The sequence below is a fragment of the Parafrankia colletiae genome, from assembly GCF_001854655.1.
Lineage (GTDB): Bacteria > Actinomycetota > Actinomycetes > Frankiales > Frankiaceae > Parafrankia > Parafrankia colletiae.
The window spans coordinates 1-16,901 of sequence record NZ_MBLM01000113.1 but is presented as its reverse complement, the minus strand read 5'-3'; the positions used below and the strand labels follow the sequence as shown (position 1 = coordinate 16,901).

Here is a 16,901-nt window from a genome sequence, read left to right as displayed (position 1 = left end):
TGTCGGTCCTGCTGGGCAACGGCGACGGCACCTTCCAACCCCCGCGGCCCTACCTCACCGGGCCAGGCCCGTCAGCCGTGACAGCGAGCGACTTCAACGGTGACGGCGCCGACGACCTGGCCGTCGCGAACCAGTACGACGGCACGGTGACGGTACTGCTCAGCACCGGCGACGGCACCGCCCAGACCGAGCCCGCCCATGCCGCCGGGCCAACGATGACCACACACCAGAACGGCTGCGCCCATTCATGATCTACGGAAGGTCCCGCCGTCCACAGGGATCCTGCCTCTGTATGCCGCCTTGGCGTCACAGGCCGACGTCACGGCTGAGGAAGTCTTCCTCCGGCTACGGCGCAGCTGCCTCCGGTGGCTGGCTGTCCAGCTTGACGTGCGTGTCGCTGCGTATCTGGGCGACCAGCTTCCGGGCTGTGGCGGCGCCGACGTGGAGCTGCTTGCGTAGGGTCTCGGCAGAGATCGGGCGTTGGTGGTGCTGCCAGTGGAGCACGTCTTCGGCGCGTGCCCGGTGGGTCGCGCCGGTGCCCGGGGCGATGACCTCGGCTCGCGAATAATCGCTGCCCGGATTGCCCGCGACCTCGTCCGGATCGGATTCCTCGTCGAACGTCGCTGGGCCCCGTACAGCAAATGGCTGATGACCGCGTTCGCGCGGTCGACCCTCGCGGGCCAGGTCGGTCGGCACCTCCGCCACGCGCTCGGCGCGACGCGGTGGCAGGAACGCGAAGCAGCGCTGTGCCGCGGCCAGTGATCTCGTCGCTGCCACGAACCGGCTTGGTCTGGCTGAGCCCGTCGACCCCGCGCCGCGCCGCTTTCATACCCGGGACATCCACGTACTCGGCGCTCAACGCCTGACTCGTGCGTTGACCGCCGCGATCCGCGACTACGCACCCGTCCTCGGCCTCCGGGCCTGAACGCTCGCGACGAGGAGCAGCCTGGACCCGTCATCCGGCGACGCCTGGGCCCGGATGGGACGGGCCAGATGCAGGTTGACAGTCCGCGCGGAAACTCCGGCGATCCCGTGCGTTCGGATCGTCTGCAACCAGGTCGCGACGAGTGTGCTTTCCGGGTCGGGAATGCTGGGGTAGGGAACGCCGAAACTCTGTGCGAAGTGCGGATAACCCGGACGATGCCGAATCGGGTTGTAAAAGCGCTGGTGAGGGGTCCGGAGGTGCGTTGTCGGCGCGGTTCCGGAGGGCTTTGGCGCCATCCCGTCGTGTCTGACGCGACGGGGAGGGACGACCATGCACAGGCTGACCTGTCTGTGGCGGTGGTGGTGCCCTCTCCCCGGAGGCGCCGGGTGCCACCGTGGCCGGTGCAGGTCGTCGGACCGCATTGTTGCCGACATCGCCGAGCGCTGCCGGCCACACGGCAGCGCCCTCCTCGAACAGGATGAAGCCCCCGATGACTGTTACCGGTTCTTACGACGCCCACGGCCACGCGGGCGCCGACAACCGGCCGGCGCCCGCCGGACACCGCCGTGACGCCCGACGCGGCGCTGACGCCCGACGCGGCGCTGACGCCCGACAAGGCGTTGACACCAGACAAGGCGTTGACACCAGACACGACACCGAGGACTTCAGTAGACCGGTCCGCACACGGTGGCCACTGGCAGGGCTCGCGGCGGCCGTGCTGGCGCCGGTCGGCTCCTTCATACTCGGCTGGGACCCGGACGATGTGACGGTCCGGGAAGGCACCGACGCGATCTACGAGGCGGCCGGTGACCACCGCGTCGACTTCTGGGTGGGCGGATCGATCGGTTTCGTCGCCGTGCTGCTCCTGCTCGGTTTCGCGGCCGGGCTGACCCGTCTTCTGGAGCGCCGGGCGCCGGACAGTCTCGCGGTACCCGCGGCGAAACTCGCCTTCGCGGCGGCGCTCGGCGGGCTGATGTTCAGCTTCGGCCTCAAGCACGTCCTGGCCGGTGGTGTCCCGGGCGGCATCGACAGCTCCTTCTACACGAAGACGGACGTCGAGGTCCTCGCCCTCGTGGTCAGCCAGATGCAGTACGCCGCCTGGTGGGGCGTGCTCGCGGCGGCTGCCTGCGTCGCGGTGGTGACGCTCCGGTACCGGGTTCTGCCGCTCTGGTTCGGAATCGTCAGCGCTGTTCTCGCCGGTGTTTCCATCACGGCGACGGTGGCCATCGGGCTGCCTTACTCCGCCGGCCTGCTCGCACCGGTCTGGCTGCTCGCCGCCGGCATCGTCACCCTGCGGCTCCGCGACCGAGAGATCTGACCCGCCGGATAGGCGTTACAGGGCGTCCCGGGGACGGCTGACTGAGCAGGTTCCCCGCGACGCCCTGCCCGCGTTCCGCGCACCCGGGGCCGGTGGCACCGGGTGCGCTGTCGGTCGACGAGGTCGGACGTGATGCGGTCAGACAGGCTGGGTGGTCCCTTCCGTGGCCATGGGCTCGACCGCGGTGTCCGCGGGGTCCGCCGTCGTCGTGGCCACGGCGGCAGCTGCCGCCGGCGTCGTGGCGGTCGCAACGGTCGCGTAGGTCGTCGTCACGTCAGGGGCGGCGCCATGGGCGTCCACGTGGGGCATGATCCGGTCGAGCCAGCCGGGGAGCCACCAGTTCGCCCGGCCGAGCAGGGCCATCGTGGCCGGCACCAGGACCATGCGGATGATCGTGGCGTCGACCAGGACCGCGACCGCCATGCCGACGCCGACCATCTTGACGGTGACGTCCGGGTCGAGGGCGAAGCCGGCGAACACCGCGATCATGATCAGGGCGGCGGAGCTGATGACTCGGCCGGTGGAGGCGAGCCCGCGCACGACGCTGCCGTGTGCGTCGCCGGTCGCCAGGTAGTCCTCCCGGATGCGGGAGAGGAGGAACACCTCGTAGTCCATGCTCAGGCCGAACAGGACGGTGAACATCAGCACGGGCAGCCAGCTCGACATCGGGATGCTGTGCGGCAGGCCGAGCAGGTCGGTGCCCCAGCCCCACTGGAAGACCGCGGTGACGACACCGTAGGCGGCCGCGATCGAGAGCATGTTCATCACCGCGGCCTTCAGCGCGACCACCGGCGAGCGGAACACCAGGGTCAGCAGCAGCAGCGACACACCGACGACGAACGCGACCACCCACCACAGCCGGTCGGACATCCAGCTGGCCAGGTCGGTGAAGACGGCGGTCAGGCCGGTGATCTCGACGCCCGCGGGCAGGACGTCCTCGCGCAGGTGGTGCACCAGTTCGGCGGCGCGTGCGTCGCTCGGGGCGACGGTGGGCGTGACGATGATGACCGCGGCGTTGCCGCTCGGCGCGACGATCGGCGGCTGGACGGCGGCGACGTCCGGGGTCGCCCTGATGCGGTTGACGATGCCCTCGAGGTCGGCGGAGGGGACCTTCTGCAGGTCAGCGGCGATGATCAGCGGGCCGTTGGCGCCAGGGCCGTATTCGGCGGCGATCAGGTCGTAGGCGCGCCGCTGGTAGGTGGAGTCCGGCTGGCTCCCCGCGTCCTGCGGCCAGGTGCGCATGCCGAGGACGGGCGCGGCGAGCAGCAGCAGGAGCAGCAGGGCGCCGATCGCCCACGGCAACGGCCGACGGCCGATGCGCCCGGCCCAGACGGCGGTCAGGGTCTGCCGAGGCTCCGGGCGCGCACTGGCCGCCACCGGCGCGTCGCCCGCGGTGGGCGCGCCTGTGGGGTCCCCGTCCGCGGTGCCCCCGCCCGCGGCCAGGGCGGCCCGGGCGCGGCGGCCGAGCAGCCGGGTGCCGGCCAGTCCGCACAGCGCCGGGACCAGCGTGAGCGCAGTGATCACGATGGTCACGACGACCGCCGCCGTGGTGAAACCGGTGGTGACGTAGGTGTTCAGGCCGACCAGCCGCAGGCCCATCAGCGACAGCACGACGGTCACGCCGGCGAACAACACGGACACACCGGCGGTGCTGTTGGCGCGGGCGGCGGCCTCCCGGACGGTCAGCCCGCTCCGCAGGCCCTCGACGTGCCGGGTGACGAGCAGGAGAGCGTAGTCGATGCCGACGCCGATGCCGACCATCGAGGCGAGGGTCGGCGCGATCGTGCTGACGTCGGTGCCGGCCGCGATGAGGGTGATGCCGGCGGTGCCGATCCCCAGGCCGACGAGGGCGACGGCCAGCGGCACACCGGCGGCCGTGATGGAGCCGAACGCGACGAGCAGGATGATCAGCGCGAACCCGATGCCGACTGCTTCGGCGCGGCCGTTGACCTCCTGGATGTTCTCGGCGACCTGGCCGCCGAACTCGGTGGTCAGGCCCGCCTGCTCCGCGGGGGAGACGGCCTCGACGAGATGGTCGATCGCCTCGGTGCCGCCGAGGTCGGTGACCGGCTGGTCGTAGTTCAGGGTGAACAGAGCGGTGTCGCCGTCGGTGGACAGCCGCGGCGGGCTGACGATGGCGACGGACGGGACCTCACCCAGCCGCCGGGCGACCTCGGTCGTGATGTCCGTCCCGACGCGGGTGCCGTCCGGGTCGTGCAGCACCACCCGGGCCTGGGCCTCGGCCAGCGCGGGGAACTCGGYGCGCAGCAGGTCGGTGCCGCGCTGGGAGGGCGTCCCCGGGGCGTCGTAGTTGTCGTGGGGCTCACCGCCCAGGGCCATGGCAAGCCCGGTCGCCACCACCAGCCCGGYGACCCAGGCGGCGATCACACGCCACGGCCGGCCCGCGGCCAGCCATCCCACCCGGTACAGGAACCCGGACATCACTCCTCCTCGATGAGTGGCCACGGCGGCCACCTTGTGCCGATCACCCGGCGGTGCGCTGCTGTCCTGCAGCGCTCGGCAGGCTGGCCGGACCACTGCGTTCGCGGCCTGTCCGACACTGACACCGATCTCCGTCGGGATCTGTCGGGCCGGCGACGGGCAGACCGGCACCCCGCGTCGCATCGCTGACTCCCTGGTCGCGCACTGGTCAGTCCGTCCGGGAAACAGTCGCGAGGCAGGGTGCGGATCCCCCCGGTCTGCCAGCTGCGGCCCGCTGCGTGTCGCCCGGCGGAAGCCGCTGCCTCGGCAGGTCCCGGCAACGCACGGTGATCCGGCATGCCCACATAATGATCGACCTGCCCGCTTCGCGGAGGCCGTGGCGCCCGGACCAGCGCTTTCTATATCCCGGACAGTGCTCGCCGTCACCTGGTGGTGTTGGGCGGGCCGAAAGCCCCGGACATGGGCGGGACGCAGGTAGTCGGGCGCTCAGACCTTTACTCCCAGGTTGCCCGAGATGGCTACCCTAAGATTTTGGGAGGACGCTCTCAGCGTCCATTTCTGGTTGCCCGACTGGGTATCTTGCCGGGTAGCTACATCGCGCCTACCACGGAGTAGTGGTCGAGGCGAGAGTTACCACTTCAAGTCACGTAACGTGTTCGAACCTGTACTACTCAACATCGAGATCTTGATGGCCTGACGCTGACGTTGYGCCCTCGCCGAGGAGACGATCGTGCACGCCGAGCACCACGAGCCAAGAAGCCGGCCGCCGTCGGTGACGCCCTCCCCGACCGCGCTGCCATATCCGTCCGAGACTGTCACCGGGGCCGGCATTGCCGCCCCCACCGAAACCGCGCCGCGCCGGGCACTTCCGCGTGCCCCGTGGCGCCGAGCCGGCCGCGGCGCGGACGCACCGGCTCCAACTCCCGACAGCGCAGGCCCCGCCGCGGGCCCGACCGGTGGCCCGACCGGCGATTCCGCCGGTGGGCCGACCGACGGTGCGCCCCGCGGGGTCTGGCGTCACGACCTCGAAGCGTCCGTCGTGGTCTTCCTCGTGGCGCTTCCGCTTTCGCTGGGTATCGCTGTCGCCTCCGGCGCACCGGTGGTCGCCGGCATCATCGCCGCGGTCGTCGGTGGTGTCGTGGCCGGTGCGCTCGGCGGGGTCCCGCTGCAGGTGTCCGGGCCCGCGGCGGGCCTCACCGCGGTCGTGGCGGAGATCGTCGTCACCCACGGCTGGCGGGTGGCCTGTTTCGTCACCGCCGCCGCGGGCGTGGTGCAGATCCTGTTCGGGCTGAGCCGGGTCGCCCGGGCAGCCCTCGCTATCTCACCCGCCGTCGTGCACGGCATGCTCGCCGGTATCGGGCTGACTATCGTCATCGGCCAGGTCCATGTCGTGCTGGGCGGTACCGCCGGTTCGGCCGCCTGGGACAACCTCGTGGTTCTGCCCGGTGAGCTGGCCTCGCCGGCGGTGCCCGCCGCCGCGCTGCTCGGCCTGATCACGATCGCGCTCACCGTGCTGTGGCCGCGGTTGCCGCGGCCGCTGTCCGCCGTCCCGGCGCCGCTGGCGGCGGTGTCCGCCGCGACCGTCGCCTCGCTGGCCTTCGACGTCCCGCGGGTTGCCCTGCCGGACGACCTGCTGGGCGCGATCGCGCTGCCGGCGGTGCCGGCGAGCGGGGAGTGGGGAGCCGTCGCGCTGGCGGTGCTGACTGTCGCCCTCGTCGCGAGCATCGAGTCGCTGCTGTCCGCCGTCGCCGTGGAGGCGATGCACTCCGGGCCGCGCGGGGACCTGGACCGCGAGCTGCTCGGGCAGGGCGCGGCCAACACCGTCTCCGGCCTGCTGGGCGGCCTGCCCATCACCGGTGTCATCGTGCGCAGCTCGACCAACGTCCGGGCGGGCGCGCGCAGCCGGCGGTCCGCGATCCTGCACGGCCTGTGGATGGCCGGCTTCGCGCTGCTGATGGCGCCACTGGTCGGGAAGATCCCGCTGGCGGTGCTCGCCGGGCTGCTTGTCGTCATAGGTCTCCGGCTGGTCGACCTGGCGCACATCCGCGCGATCGCCCGCCACGGCGAGCTCGCCATCTACCTGACGACCGTCATCGGCGTGGTGCTGCTCAACCTGCTGGAAGGCGTCCTGATCGGCATCGCGACGGCACTGCTGCTCGCGTTGCGCCGCACGCTGGTCGCGCCCGTCAACGTCCACCCCCCGACCGGGCCGGGCTCGCCGTGGCGGGTGGTCGTCGAGGGGGCGCTGACCTTCCTCTCGCTGCCTCGGCTCGCACGCCGGCTGGCCGAGGTGCCGCCGGGTGCGCCCGTCCGGCTCGACCTGGCGGTCGACTACCTCGACCACGGCGCGCACAAGATGCTGGACGACTGGATCGCCGAGCGGCTCCGGGCCGGCGTCACGGTGACCGTCGACCCGGTCGGTTACGTCCCGATGGCGTTGCCGTCCGCGCCGACCCGTCCGCGAAACCGGAGGGTCCTGGCGAACCTGCTCGGCGGTCGGTCCGGCCGCCACCACGCCCGCCCGCCGCGGACGCCGCGCTGGCTGGCGCCCTGGTCGTCCTGGCAGCACGATCAGCTCCACGACCAGCAGCGACTGCTCAACGGTGTGGACGAGTTCCACCGCCGGACCGCGCCGATGATCGAGCCCTACCTGACCGAGCTGCAGGCGGGTCAGCGCCCGTCCACCCTGTTCATCACCTGCAGCGACTCCCGGCTGGTGCCGAACGTCATCACCAGCAGCGGCCCGGGCGACCTGTTCACGGTGCGGACGCCGGGTGCGTTCGTCCCCGGCCCGCACGCGGTCGGCGACTCGACGCTGGCTGCGATCGAGTACGCGGTCGAGATCCTCGGCGTGCGCACGATCGCCGTCTGCGGGCACTCCGGATGCGGTGCCGTGAACGCGCTGTTCACCCGGAACGAGCACAGCCACGATCCGGACCACGGCAAGGGCCACGGTTCGGGGCGGGCCCCCGCCCCGCTGCGCCATCTGGAGGCATGGCTGCGCCACGGAGAGCCGGCCCTCGCCCGCGCCGAACGCGAGACGGGCGGCCTGCCGGCCGATGCCGACGAGCTGAGCCGGATCAGCGTCGCCCAGCAGCTGGTCGCCCTGCGCGGGCTCTCCGTGGTGCGCCGCGCCGAGGCCGCCGGTCAGCTGCACCTGGTCGGCATGTGGTTCGACATCGCGACGGCCCGCGCCATCGTCCTGGACGAGACCACCGACCGGTTCGAGATCCCGCCGGGCAGCCTGCTGCCCGCGCTGGAGAGCGGCCAGCGCCTGGCGGACGCCGTCGGGCACTGAGCGCGGACCGGAGCGGGCGACACCGTCCGCCCGCTCCGGTCATTGCGGAACGGACCTGTCCGCAATCGTGCCTACCGTGACGTCCACAGCGACCCGCCGAGCCCGCACCTCACGGGTGCGCGGCGGGCGGGTCCCGGACCTCGGAGGCGGCACCATGAGCAGCACGGTCGGCATCGCGGACAGCGTCGGGACGCAGACGGTCACCGAGCAGGAGGACCTGCTGGCGACCCTGGCGCAGCACCGGCACTTCCTGCGCTACACGACCCGCGACCTCACTGACGGGCAGGCGGCCGAGCGCACCACCGTCAGCGCCCTGTGCCTGGGCGGGCTGATCAAGCATGTGACGGCGGTCGAGCAGTCGTGGGTCGCCTTCGTCCTCGGCGAGCAGAAGGAGGCCTCGCCCGAACAGTGGGCCGGGCAGTTCAAGGTACTGCCCGGCGAGACCCTGGCCGGGCTGCTCGCCGCCTACGACCAGACCGCCGAGCGGACCACGGCGGTCTTCAAGGCGCTGCCGGAGCTCAGCGAGTCGCGGCCGCTGCCGGAAGCGCCGTGGTTCGAGCCCGGCGCGCGCTGGTCGTACCGCCGGGTCCTGCTCCACCTGATCGCCGAGACGTCGCAGCACGCCGGCCACGCCGACATCATCCGCGAGGCCCTGGACGGCAGCCGCACCATGGGCTGACACCGGCCGGACCACCGTGATGCCGGCACCGGCAGGGCGCTGTGCCGGCTCGCGGCGGTCGCGCGGGCGACAGCGGGCGCACCTCCCCGCACCCCCAATTTCGCGGTAACGTCCATACCGTGAAAGCGGACACGGTGCGCGGCTACCAGCAGCGTCAGCGGGCACAGGCCGCTGACGCGAACACCGAACGCATTCTCGAAGCCGGCGCCGAGATGTTCGCCGCGCGGTCGATCGACCAGATCACCCTCGCGGCGGTGGCGGAACGCGCCGGGGTCGGCGTGCAGACGGTCATCAGGAGGGTCGGTACGAAGGACGGCCTGATCCGCGCCGTCGGCGCCTGGCTGGCTCCGCAGATCGAGGCGACCCGCGGCGCGCCGACAACGTCGGACCCGGCCGCGGTCGCGGCGCGCATCGCCCAGCAGTACGAGCGGTGGGGGATGGTGACCGACCGCGCGATCCGCGAGCGCGACGCATCGCCGGCCCTGGCGGAGGTGGCGGACGCCGGCCGGCGGTCCCACCGCGACTGGACGGCCACGGCCTTCGCCGCCGCCCTCGACCGCCAGCCGCCGGCGCGCCGCCATGATCTCCTCGGCCGGCTCGCCGCGGTGTGTGGTGTCGAGCTGTGGCTGGTGCTGCGCCGCGACCAGGGGCTGTCCGTGGCGGCCGCGCAGGCCGCGGTCGCCGATCTCATTGCGGCGTGCCTTGCGGCCGCTGCCTCTCCCACTGCCTCGACCGATGGTGCGCCCGCGGCGACCTTCTGACCGCTGCCGGCGCCGTCCCGGCGCGTCTCGTCTCGTCTCTCGTCCGACTGTTCGGACCCGCTGTGCCCCGCCCGCGCCACCGGCGCCGGGTGGTGATCCGCCCTGCCCAAGGAGCGCACCCATGGCCCGCTATCTCGTCTACTGCACCACCGCGCCCGGTCACCTGTTCCCGCTCATCCCAGGTCTTCGCGCCCTGCGGGACCGCGGCCACGAGGTCCACGTACGGATCGGGGCCAGGCTGGTGGACGGCCCCTGGGCCGAAGGCCTGCGGACAGCGCCCACGGATCCGCGGATCGACGAGATCGAGGTCAAGGCGGACGCGACCGGGACGGGCCCCGCCCAGCTGCGGCGCGCACTGTCCGGGCTGATGGCGCGCGGCCCGCTGGAAGGGGCCGACCTCGAGCGGGCCGTCGCGGAGGTGGACCCGGACGTGATCCTCGTCGACACCAACGCGTACGGCGCCGCGGTCGCCGCACGGGCCTCAGGCCGGCCCTGGGGGATCCTCCTCCCGTCCCTTGTTCCGCTGCGAGGCAAGGGCATCCCGCCGTACGGGATCGGGCTCGCGCCGGCCCGCGGCCCCGTGGGCCGGCTGCGGGACCGAGTGCTGTGGCCGCTGGTCATCCGCCAGTTCGGCGCGGCGATGCTGCCCGGCCTGAACGCGATGCGGGCCGACGCCGGGCTCGCCCCGCTGACCAGCCCCCTCGACTACTTCCAGGAGGCCGACCGTCTCCTGGTGCTCACCGGTGCGCCGCTGGAGTACCCGCGTTCGGACGCGCCCCCGCAGGTGCGGTTCGTCGGCGCCCAGATCTACGACCCACCGGGGGAGACTCCGGCCTGGCTGACCGAGGACGGCGACCCCTGGGTGCTCGTCACGACATCGACGGACTACCAGGGCGACGAACGTCTCGCCCAGGCGGCGGTGGAGGCGCTGCGGGACGAACCGGTCCGCGTGGTGGTCACCCTGGCCGACGCCTACGGGCGGGTCGAGCTGCCGGCGGCGGCGAACGTCCGGGTGGAGCGGTTCGTCCCGCACGGGCCGGTCCTCGAACGCGCGGCTGCCGTCGTCTGCCACAGCGGGATGGGGATCGTGCAGAAGGCGGTCGCCGCCGGGGTGCCGATCGTCGCGGTGCCGTTCGGGAGGGACCAGCCGGAGGTCGCCCGGCGCGTGGTGGAGGCCGGCACAGGTGTGCTGCTGCCGGCGAAGCGGCTGACCGCCGACCGGCTCCGGGCCGCCGTCCGCACAGCGATGGACGGGCGTGCCGGGGCGTTGAGCGCCGCGCGCCGCATCCGTGAGCACGGCGGCGGGGAGAGCTTCGCGGCGGCGGCGGAGGAACTGGCCGCACAGCGGGCTTCCGGCGCGGCGGCCAGCCGCCACGCGGCCTGAGCCGGACAGCCGGACAGCCGGACAGCCGGACAGCCGGGTGACCAGGTGACCGGCGCGGCTGCCCGGTCAGCTCAGTGCTGCGGGTCCGCGGGCGCCGACGGATCGGGCGGGACGTCCTGAGGCGGCGGATCGCCGCCGCCACCGTCCTCCGGGGTCGTGGTCTGTGCCGGCAGCTCGGTCGGTTCCGCCGGGGCGGCGGACCGTGACGGTGTCGGATGCGATGACGCCGGAGGTGAAGGCTGTGGCGAGGCCGTCCCGGAGCCTTCCTCAGGCGTCGGTGAGACCTGGCCGGCGGTGGGCGCCGCGGTGGTGGGACGCGGGGCCGGATTCTCGGCCGGGTGGTCCGGACCGGGGTCCGGGCTCGGAACCTGGGGCCAGGGAAAGGCCGAGGGCTGGTCCTGATGGCTCGGCGGCGCGGTCTGGCGTCGGCCCTCCGGGGGAGGCCGGCGGTTTCCGTCAGCCGGGAGGCCGCCCCGGTCGTCCGCGTCCGTGTCCGTGTCCGCGTTCGGGGCCGGGCCGCCTGCGGCCGGATCGGGCGACGACGTGGGCGTTCCGGCGGTGGCGCCCTCGGCCGGCCGGGGGCCGGGGCCTGTGCCGGGGAGGTGCTCCGGCTCGGCCGTGCTGCCCGCTCCGGCAGGAGAGAACCGGGAGGGCGGGTCGGCCGGAGCCTCGCTTCCGTCGCCGCGTCCGGGCAGTAGCTCCCAGGGCCGGAGGATCGTGCGGGCCGGAGTCGCCGCGAGCGCACCTGCCAGCGTGCAGGCCGCCAGCACGCAGACAGCGGCGACGGCAGTCCGTGGTGGCCGCCGCGCAGGCGTCACGGCCGGTGCGGGGGGCGTTGCGAGCGCCGCCGGTGCAGGCCTCTCGGGTGTTCCGGGGCCCACAGGCGCCCTGGGGGCCGGGAGGGCGGGGGGCGCGACGAGGACATCCGGGTGCCTTTGTCGTTGGCTGATCTCTGCCAGCACGGGCACCGGCAGCCAGGTTGTCGTCTGCGCGACGGTGGGCGGCTCGGCCAGGCAGCGGGCGAGGACCTCGGCGGGCCGTGGCCGCTGGTCTGCAGCCTTGGTCAGGCAGGCCTCGATCAGCGCGCGCAGGTCGCCGCCGACCCCGGTGAGGACCGGTTCCTCGCGGACCACACGGTAGATGACATCGGCGGTGTTGCCCTCGCCGAAGGCGTTGCGCCCGGTGGCGGCGAAGGCGAGGACCGAGCCGAGGGCGAAGACGTCGGAGGCGGCATCCACCCGTTCGCCGCGGGCCTGCTCGGGCGACATGTAGGCGGGGGAGCCGATGATCCGTCCGGTCGTCGTGCTGCCGGAGTGGTCGGCCGCCCGCGCGATCCCGAAGTCGATCACCCGCGGGCCGTCGAGGGCCAGGAGGACGTTCGCCGGTTTCAGATCACGGTGGATGACGCCCGCGCCGTGGATGGCGAGCAACGCCTCCGCGACCCCGGCGGCCAGCATGAGCACACTCTCGGCCGGGAGCGGCCCGTTTCGCTCCACGCTCGCGCGCAGCGTCGGACCGTACACGTAGGCGGTGGCGAGCCAGGGCCGGGGCGCGCCGACGTCCGCGGTGATCAGGGGTGCGGTGAACCGGCTCTCGACCCGCCGCATCGCGGCCACCTCGCGTTCGAAGCGGCGGCGGAAGTCGGGGTCGGAGGCCATGTCCGCACGGATGACCTTGACCGCGACGGGTTGTTGGCCGTGCGCGTGGCCGAGGTACACCGTGCCCATGCCGCCGGCGCCAAGGCGCCCGCGCAGCAGAAACGGCCCGACCCGGCGGGGGTCGTCGGACCACAGCGGGGAGAGGAACTCCTCCGGGGCCGGCGCCCGGGCCGGCCGGGGCGTGACCGAGCCCGCCGAGCCCGCCGGACCCGGTGGACCCGGTGGACCCGGTGAGCCTGGTGGACCCGCGGAGTGGTCGTGTCCTCGCACGGTCTGTCGGTCCTCCTCCGGTGCGCGGGTGCGCGGGCGCGGTTGACCGGACGGCGCCGTCGGTGCTGGCCGGGATCCTGCCAGCAGGCGGGCAGCACGCCGCCGGATTGTTGCGCATCGGAGTTGGCAAGTTTCTGACAGTGACATCGGGCGGCGAATGCCTGCCCGAGCTGCCCTGCTATGGCAGGCGCGCGATCTCCGCTGCCTGATCGGTCGCTGCCTGATCGGTCGCCGCAGGAGCTTCCGGAGAGGACTGTGCGTTCCGGGTTGTCGCCGCCGCCGGGTCGCCGCCGCCCCTGGTGTCGTCGACGGTGGCCGGGCGCGCCGGGCCACGTGCGCCCGCGGCCGGCCGGCTGGAGGTGGACGGGGTGCGGACGGCCCGCAGGCCACGCCGGGTGCGTCCCCAGGGCTTCAGGGTTGACAGGAAGGTGGCGGTGATGAACAGCGCGTTCATCAGGCACGCGCCCGTGATGATGGCAGCCGCCGGGGCGCCGTAATGGACTTCTCCGTCCGCGGTGGCGTGGCCGGCGCGCACGATCAGCGTGCGCATGAAGGCGGCGGCGAAGATGACCGCGATGACGGTGATTGCCAGCTTCGCCACCACCCACCAGTGGCGTAACAGGCCCCACGGGGTGCGGACGGAGATCAGAACTCCGGTCGCGAGGGTGAGCAGGGCGAGCGGGATGTTGAGCGCCCGGTCGAAAACGTGCATGAGCTCGTAGGCCGGATGCCTGATCTCGCTCTCGAGGGCGGCGGTCACGGCGAGAGCCAGCTGGCCGAGTGCGACGCCGTTCCATCCGACGCTCACGAGTACGTGGGCGGTGAGCAGGAGCTGGCGGGTGACCCGCCGTCGTGGTTTCCTGACGGCTTTGGCGGATGCGATCGCGGTGGCGGTCATGCCTGCGGCTCCGGGGGTCGGTGGGACAGACCGAATGGTGTCGTCGCGCAGTGCCCGCATGGTCCCGTACCGCCCGGGTACCCCAGTTGGGCGGAAATCACAATACATAGCATTACCTGGTGGGATGGTAGCCCGTCGGCGTCAAGATCGTAATCTTTTCGACTTCTGCCCATTTCTTCTGTCCGATTCTTGCTGGCAGGCAAATTCCTGGCAGGGTGCGGAGAGAGTTGCGTCGGTGTTCCGGTCCGCGGTGTCCGCCGGGTGCGGACGCCCGTCGTGGCGGTCCGCCCGTTACACACTGTTATCGCTGTAATCGGTGGATACGTTCGTGTATGGTCGGATGACAGCACGTCGAGGCGGTTTCGGCAGGTAAGACGCTCAAGGTCCGACCCGGGTTGCTCACTGTGCGTGAGAATTGTGGCGCGGCTCTCGGGGCATCCGAGTCCTGGCCAGTCGCCCGGCGGCGCCGCGGCGTGTGGGGGCTGTGAGGGGCCGCGGCGATGCCGACGTACCGGGTCGGCTGCTCCGTCCACGGGTCGCCGCGCCAATGCGGGTGCGGCAGGCGCCGCGAGCCCGAGGCCCGCCGGGCAGGGCATCGGCGCCCTGATCCTTCCCTGGGCGTGCCCACGCCGGACGTCCGGACGTGCGGCTGCCGGCATGTACGGGGGCGCTCCGGCGTCCGGCGTGCTGGCGGAGCTCGGCCAGGCACAACGTGACACCTTGACAACTCGACACCTGGGGATGCGAACCGATGGCCAGATCGATGACACGGTCCGAGAGCCGGCATGAGCGGAGTGCTGTGTGTTCGTCGCCCTAGTCGCCCACATCGTCCTCGCCGCGATCCTGCCTGCGCTGGGCGCCCGACTGGGACGTGCCACCTACCTGATCGCCGCCGTGGCCCCGGCGGCCACCTTCGGATGGCTGGCCAGTCGCGTTCCCGCGGTCCTCGACGGCGCGGGCGCCGCCCACGCCGAAGGCGCCACAGCGGCGAACGCAGCCTCGGCGGCCCAGAACGGATTCTCCGAGGTCGTCACCTGGGCGAGCACGGTCGACCTGGAGCTGGCTCTCCGGCTGTCGCCGCTGGCGCTGCTGATGGCGCTGCTTGTCACCGGCGTCGGCGCCATGGTGATGCTCTATTCGTTCACCTACCACAACCACGAGGACGGGCCTGCCTCGCTGCACGGCGGGCCGAGTGCCGCCCTGCTGGCCTTCGCGGGGGCGATGCTCGGCCTCGTCCTGTCCGATGACCTGCTCACCCTTTATGTTTTCTGGGAACTCACGACCGTTCTGTCGTTTCTGCTGATCGGGCAGCGTGGGGCGGGTGCGGCCGACCGGCGTTCCGCGGTGCAGGCCCTGCTGATGACCTCGACCGGCGGACTGCCGATGCTCCTCGGGTTCGTGCTGCTCGGCCAGGCCGCCGACACCTACCGGATCTCGGCCATTCTGGCAGCGCCTCCCGAGGGCCCGGCCGTGGTGGTCGCTCTCGTTCTCGTTCTCGTCGGCGCGCTGGCGAAGTCGGCGCAGATTCCCTTCCATTCCTGGCTGCCGTCCGCGATGGTCGCGCCCACGCCGGTGAGCGCGTATCTGCATGCGGCGGCGATGGTGAAGGCCGGCGTCTTTCTCGTCGCCACCATCACCCCGGCGTTCGCCGAGATGGCGGGCTGGCGAGTGCCGGCGGTGCTCCTCGGGACGGCGACGATGCTTCTCGGCGGAATCCGCGCGCTGGTCCAGACCGATCTCAAACGCCTGCTGGCTTTCGGCACGATCAGCCAGCTCGGTTTTCTCACCGCGCTGGTGGGCTTCGGGTCGCGGACGGCGGCGATCGCCGGCGCCACGCTGATCCTCGCGCACGCGCTCTTCAAGTCGGCGCTGTTCATGGTGGTCGGCATCATCGACCACCAGGCCGGTACCCGGGACGTCCGCGAGCTGTCGGGCCTGTGGCGCGCCCTGCCCGGCACCTGCGTGGTCGCCGTGCTCGCGGCGGCGTCCATGATCGGCCTGCCGCCGTTCCTGGGATTCCTCGGAAAGGAGGCGGCCTTCGAGGCGCTCCTCGACGGCGGGGCCGCCGACCTGGTACTGCTCGCCGTCCTCGTGGTGGGGGCGGTGCTGACGACCGCGTACACCCTGAGGTTCCTGTGGGGTGGCTTCGGCACCCGGCGGGGGGCGTCACCGCGGGCGGTGACCAGGCCCGCGGCGGTGTTCGTGGCGCCGGCGGCGGTACCGGCGATCGCCGGGCTCGCGCTCGGCATCGCCTACCCGGCCGTCGACCGGCTCGTCGCCGCCTACGCCAACGGGTTCCCGGTACACGGCGAGGCCTACCACCTGGCGCTCTGGCACGGAGTGGGCTGGCCGCTCGCGGCCACCGGAATCGCGTTCGCCGGGGGAGCGCTGGTCTTCGCAGGGGGGCTCCGGCCCTGGCCGCCGGTGCCGCGGCTGCCCCGCGCCCTGGACGCCCAGCGGGCCTACGAACGCGGGGTCTGGGCGCTGGACCGGCTGGCGGTGGCCGTCACCGGCCGGCTGCAGACCGGCTCGCTGCCTGTCTATCTGGGCGTCATCCTGGTCACGGTGCTGGCCGTGCCGGGTGGCGCGCTGGTCACGGCGTCCTCGTGGCCCGAGCACCTGCCCTGGTGGGACTACCGGATCCAGCTCCCGCTCGCGGCCGGCGTCGTCCTGGCCTCGCTGGCGGTGGTACGGGCTTCGGGCCGGCTCACCGCGACCCTGCTGCTGGGCGCGGTCGGGTACGGCATCGGCGCGCTGTATGTCGTGGAGGGCGCCCCGGACCTCGCACTCGCCCAGTTCCTCGTCGAGACGCTCTCGCTGGTCGCGTTCGTGTTCGTGCTGCGCCGGATGCCCGCCCGCTTCTCGACGGCCGACCGCTCCGCGCCGCTGCGGCTGGCGCGGATCGCCGCCGCACTGTCGGTCGGCGCGTTCGTCGCGGGCCTGGCGATCGCGACGAGTGGCTCGCGGGCCGCCTCGGTGGAGGTCAGCCGCGAGTACATCGCGCGCTCGCCGGAGGAGACCGGGGCGACGAACGTGGTGAACGCGATCGTGGTGGACTTCCGGGCCTTCGACACCCTCGGTGAGATCGCGGTGCTCGCCGTCGCGGCGCTCGGCGTGGCCTCGCTGTTGCTGCTCGCCCGCCCGCCCGCGGGAGGCGCGGCCGACCCGCCCGGCGACAGCGTGCCCGGCGTCGACCCCGGCCCGATGCCCCCGCGGTCCGTGCTGCTGGAGGTCACCACCCGGGCCGTCTTCCCGGTCGTCCTGGTCT

General features: G+C 72.9%; 10 protein-coding genes and 1 pseudogene. 7 read left to right on the top strand and 4 right to left on the bottom strand.

Annotated elements, in window-relative coordinates:
* Positions 1–251: FG-GAP repeat domain-containing protein (locus CC117_RS14810; RefSeq protein ID WP_131803074.1), on the top strand; the 251-nt coding region annotated here is incomplete at its 5' end.
* 94 nt (positions 252–345) lie between these two features.
* On the opposite strand, the pseudogene CC117_RS34870 reads toward CC117_RS14810, so the two are convergent.
* Positions 346–525 (bottom strand): annotated as a pseudogene (locus CC117_RS34870) (hypothetical protein); the annotation flags it as partial.
* A 1,115-nt stretch (positions 526–1,640) separates the two neighbouring features.
* Between CC117_RS34870 and CC117_RS14800 the strand changes: the two are divergent.
* Positions 1,641–2,243, top strand: a complete 603-nt coding sequence (locus CC117_RS14800) for a hypothetical protein (protein WP_241830114.1) — start codon at positions 1,641–1,643, stop codon at positions 2,241–2,243.
* Positions 2,244–2,381: 138 nt separating this feature from the next.
* Here CC117_RS14800 and CC117_RS14795 read toward each other — a convergent pair whose 3' ends face one another.
* Positions 2,382–4,685 (bottom strand): MMPL family transporter, encoded by a 2,304-nt coding sequence (locus tag CC117_RS14795; RefSeq protein WP_071084526.1) that lies wholly within the window; start codon positions 4,683–4,685, stop codon positions 2,382–2,384.
* Between the two features lie 730 nt (positions 4,686–5,415).
* Here CC117_RS14795 and CC117_RS14790 point away from each other — a divergent pair.
* From CC117_RS14790 to CC117_RS14775, 4 genes are all read left to right on the top strand, one after another.
* Complete coding sequence (locus CC117_RS14790; protein ID WP_071084519.1) at positions 5,416–7,983, top strand: SulP family inorganic anion transporter; 2,568 nt, start codon at positions 5,416–5,418, stop codon at positions 7,981–7,983.
* Between the two features lie 154 nt (positions 7,984–8,137).
* Positions 8,138–8,662, top strand: a complete 525-nt coding sequence (locus CC117_RS14785) for a DinB family protein (protein ID WP_071084525.1) — start codon at positions 8,138–8,140, stop codon at positions 8,660–8,662.
* A gap of 119 nt (positions 8,663–8,781) precedes the next feature.
* Complete coding sequence (locus CC117_RS14780; protein WP_071084517.1) at positions 8,782–9,423, top strand: TetR/AcrR family transcriptional regulator; 642 nt, start codon at positions 8,782–8,784, stop codon at positions 9,421–9,423.
* A gap of 121 nt (positions 9,424–9,544) precedes the next feature.
* The gene (locus tag CC117_RS14775; RefSeq protein ID WP_071084515.1) at positions 9,545–10,807 is read left to right on the top strand and encodes a nucleotide disphospho-sugar-binding domain-containing protein; all 1,263 of its coding nucleotides are present in this window, start codon (positions 9,545–9,547) and stop codon (positions 10,805–10,807) included.
* Positions 10,808–10,878: 71 nt separating this feature from the next.
* Here the strand turns inward: CC117_RS14775 and CC117_RS14770 are convergent, their stop codons facing one another.
* Both CC117_RS14770 and CC117_RS14765 read right to left on the bottom strand, forming a co-directional pair.
* Positions 10,879–12,735 (bottom strand): serine/threonine-protein kinase, encoded by a 1,857-nt coding sequence (locus CC117_RS14770; RefSeq protein WP_071084513.1) that lies wholly within the window; start codon positions 12,733–12,735, stop codon positions 10,879–10,881.
* Positions 12,736–12,913: 178 nt separating this feature from the next.
* A complete protein-coding gene (locus tag CC117_RS14765) occupies positions 12,914–13,633 on the bottom strand; it encodes a hypothetical protein (RefSeq protein ID WP_241830113.1) in 720 nt (239 codons plus the stop codon).
* 801 nt (positions 13,634–14,434) lie between these two features.
* Here CC117_RS14765 and mbhE point away from each other — a divergent pair.
* On the top strand, positions 14,435–16,901 hold a 2,467-nt coding region (mbhE, locus tag CC117_RS14760; protein ID WP_071084511.1), incomplete at its 3' end, for a hydrogen gas-evolving membrane-bound hydrogenase subunit E.

Coding starts and splice junctions, on each gene's coding strand:
- CC117_RS14765 (WP_241830113.1), bottom strand. CDS start 13,633: ATGACCGCCACCGCGATCGCATCCGCCAAAGCCGTCAGGAAACCACGA.
- CC117_RS14775 (WP_071084515.1), top strand. CDS start 9,545: ATGGCCCGCTATCTCGTCTACTGCACCACCGCGCCCGGTCACCTGTTC.
- CC117_RS14785 (WP_071084525.1), top strand. CDS start 8,138: ATGAGCAGCACGGTCGGCATCGCGGACAGCGTCGGGACGCAGACGGTC.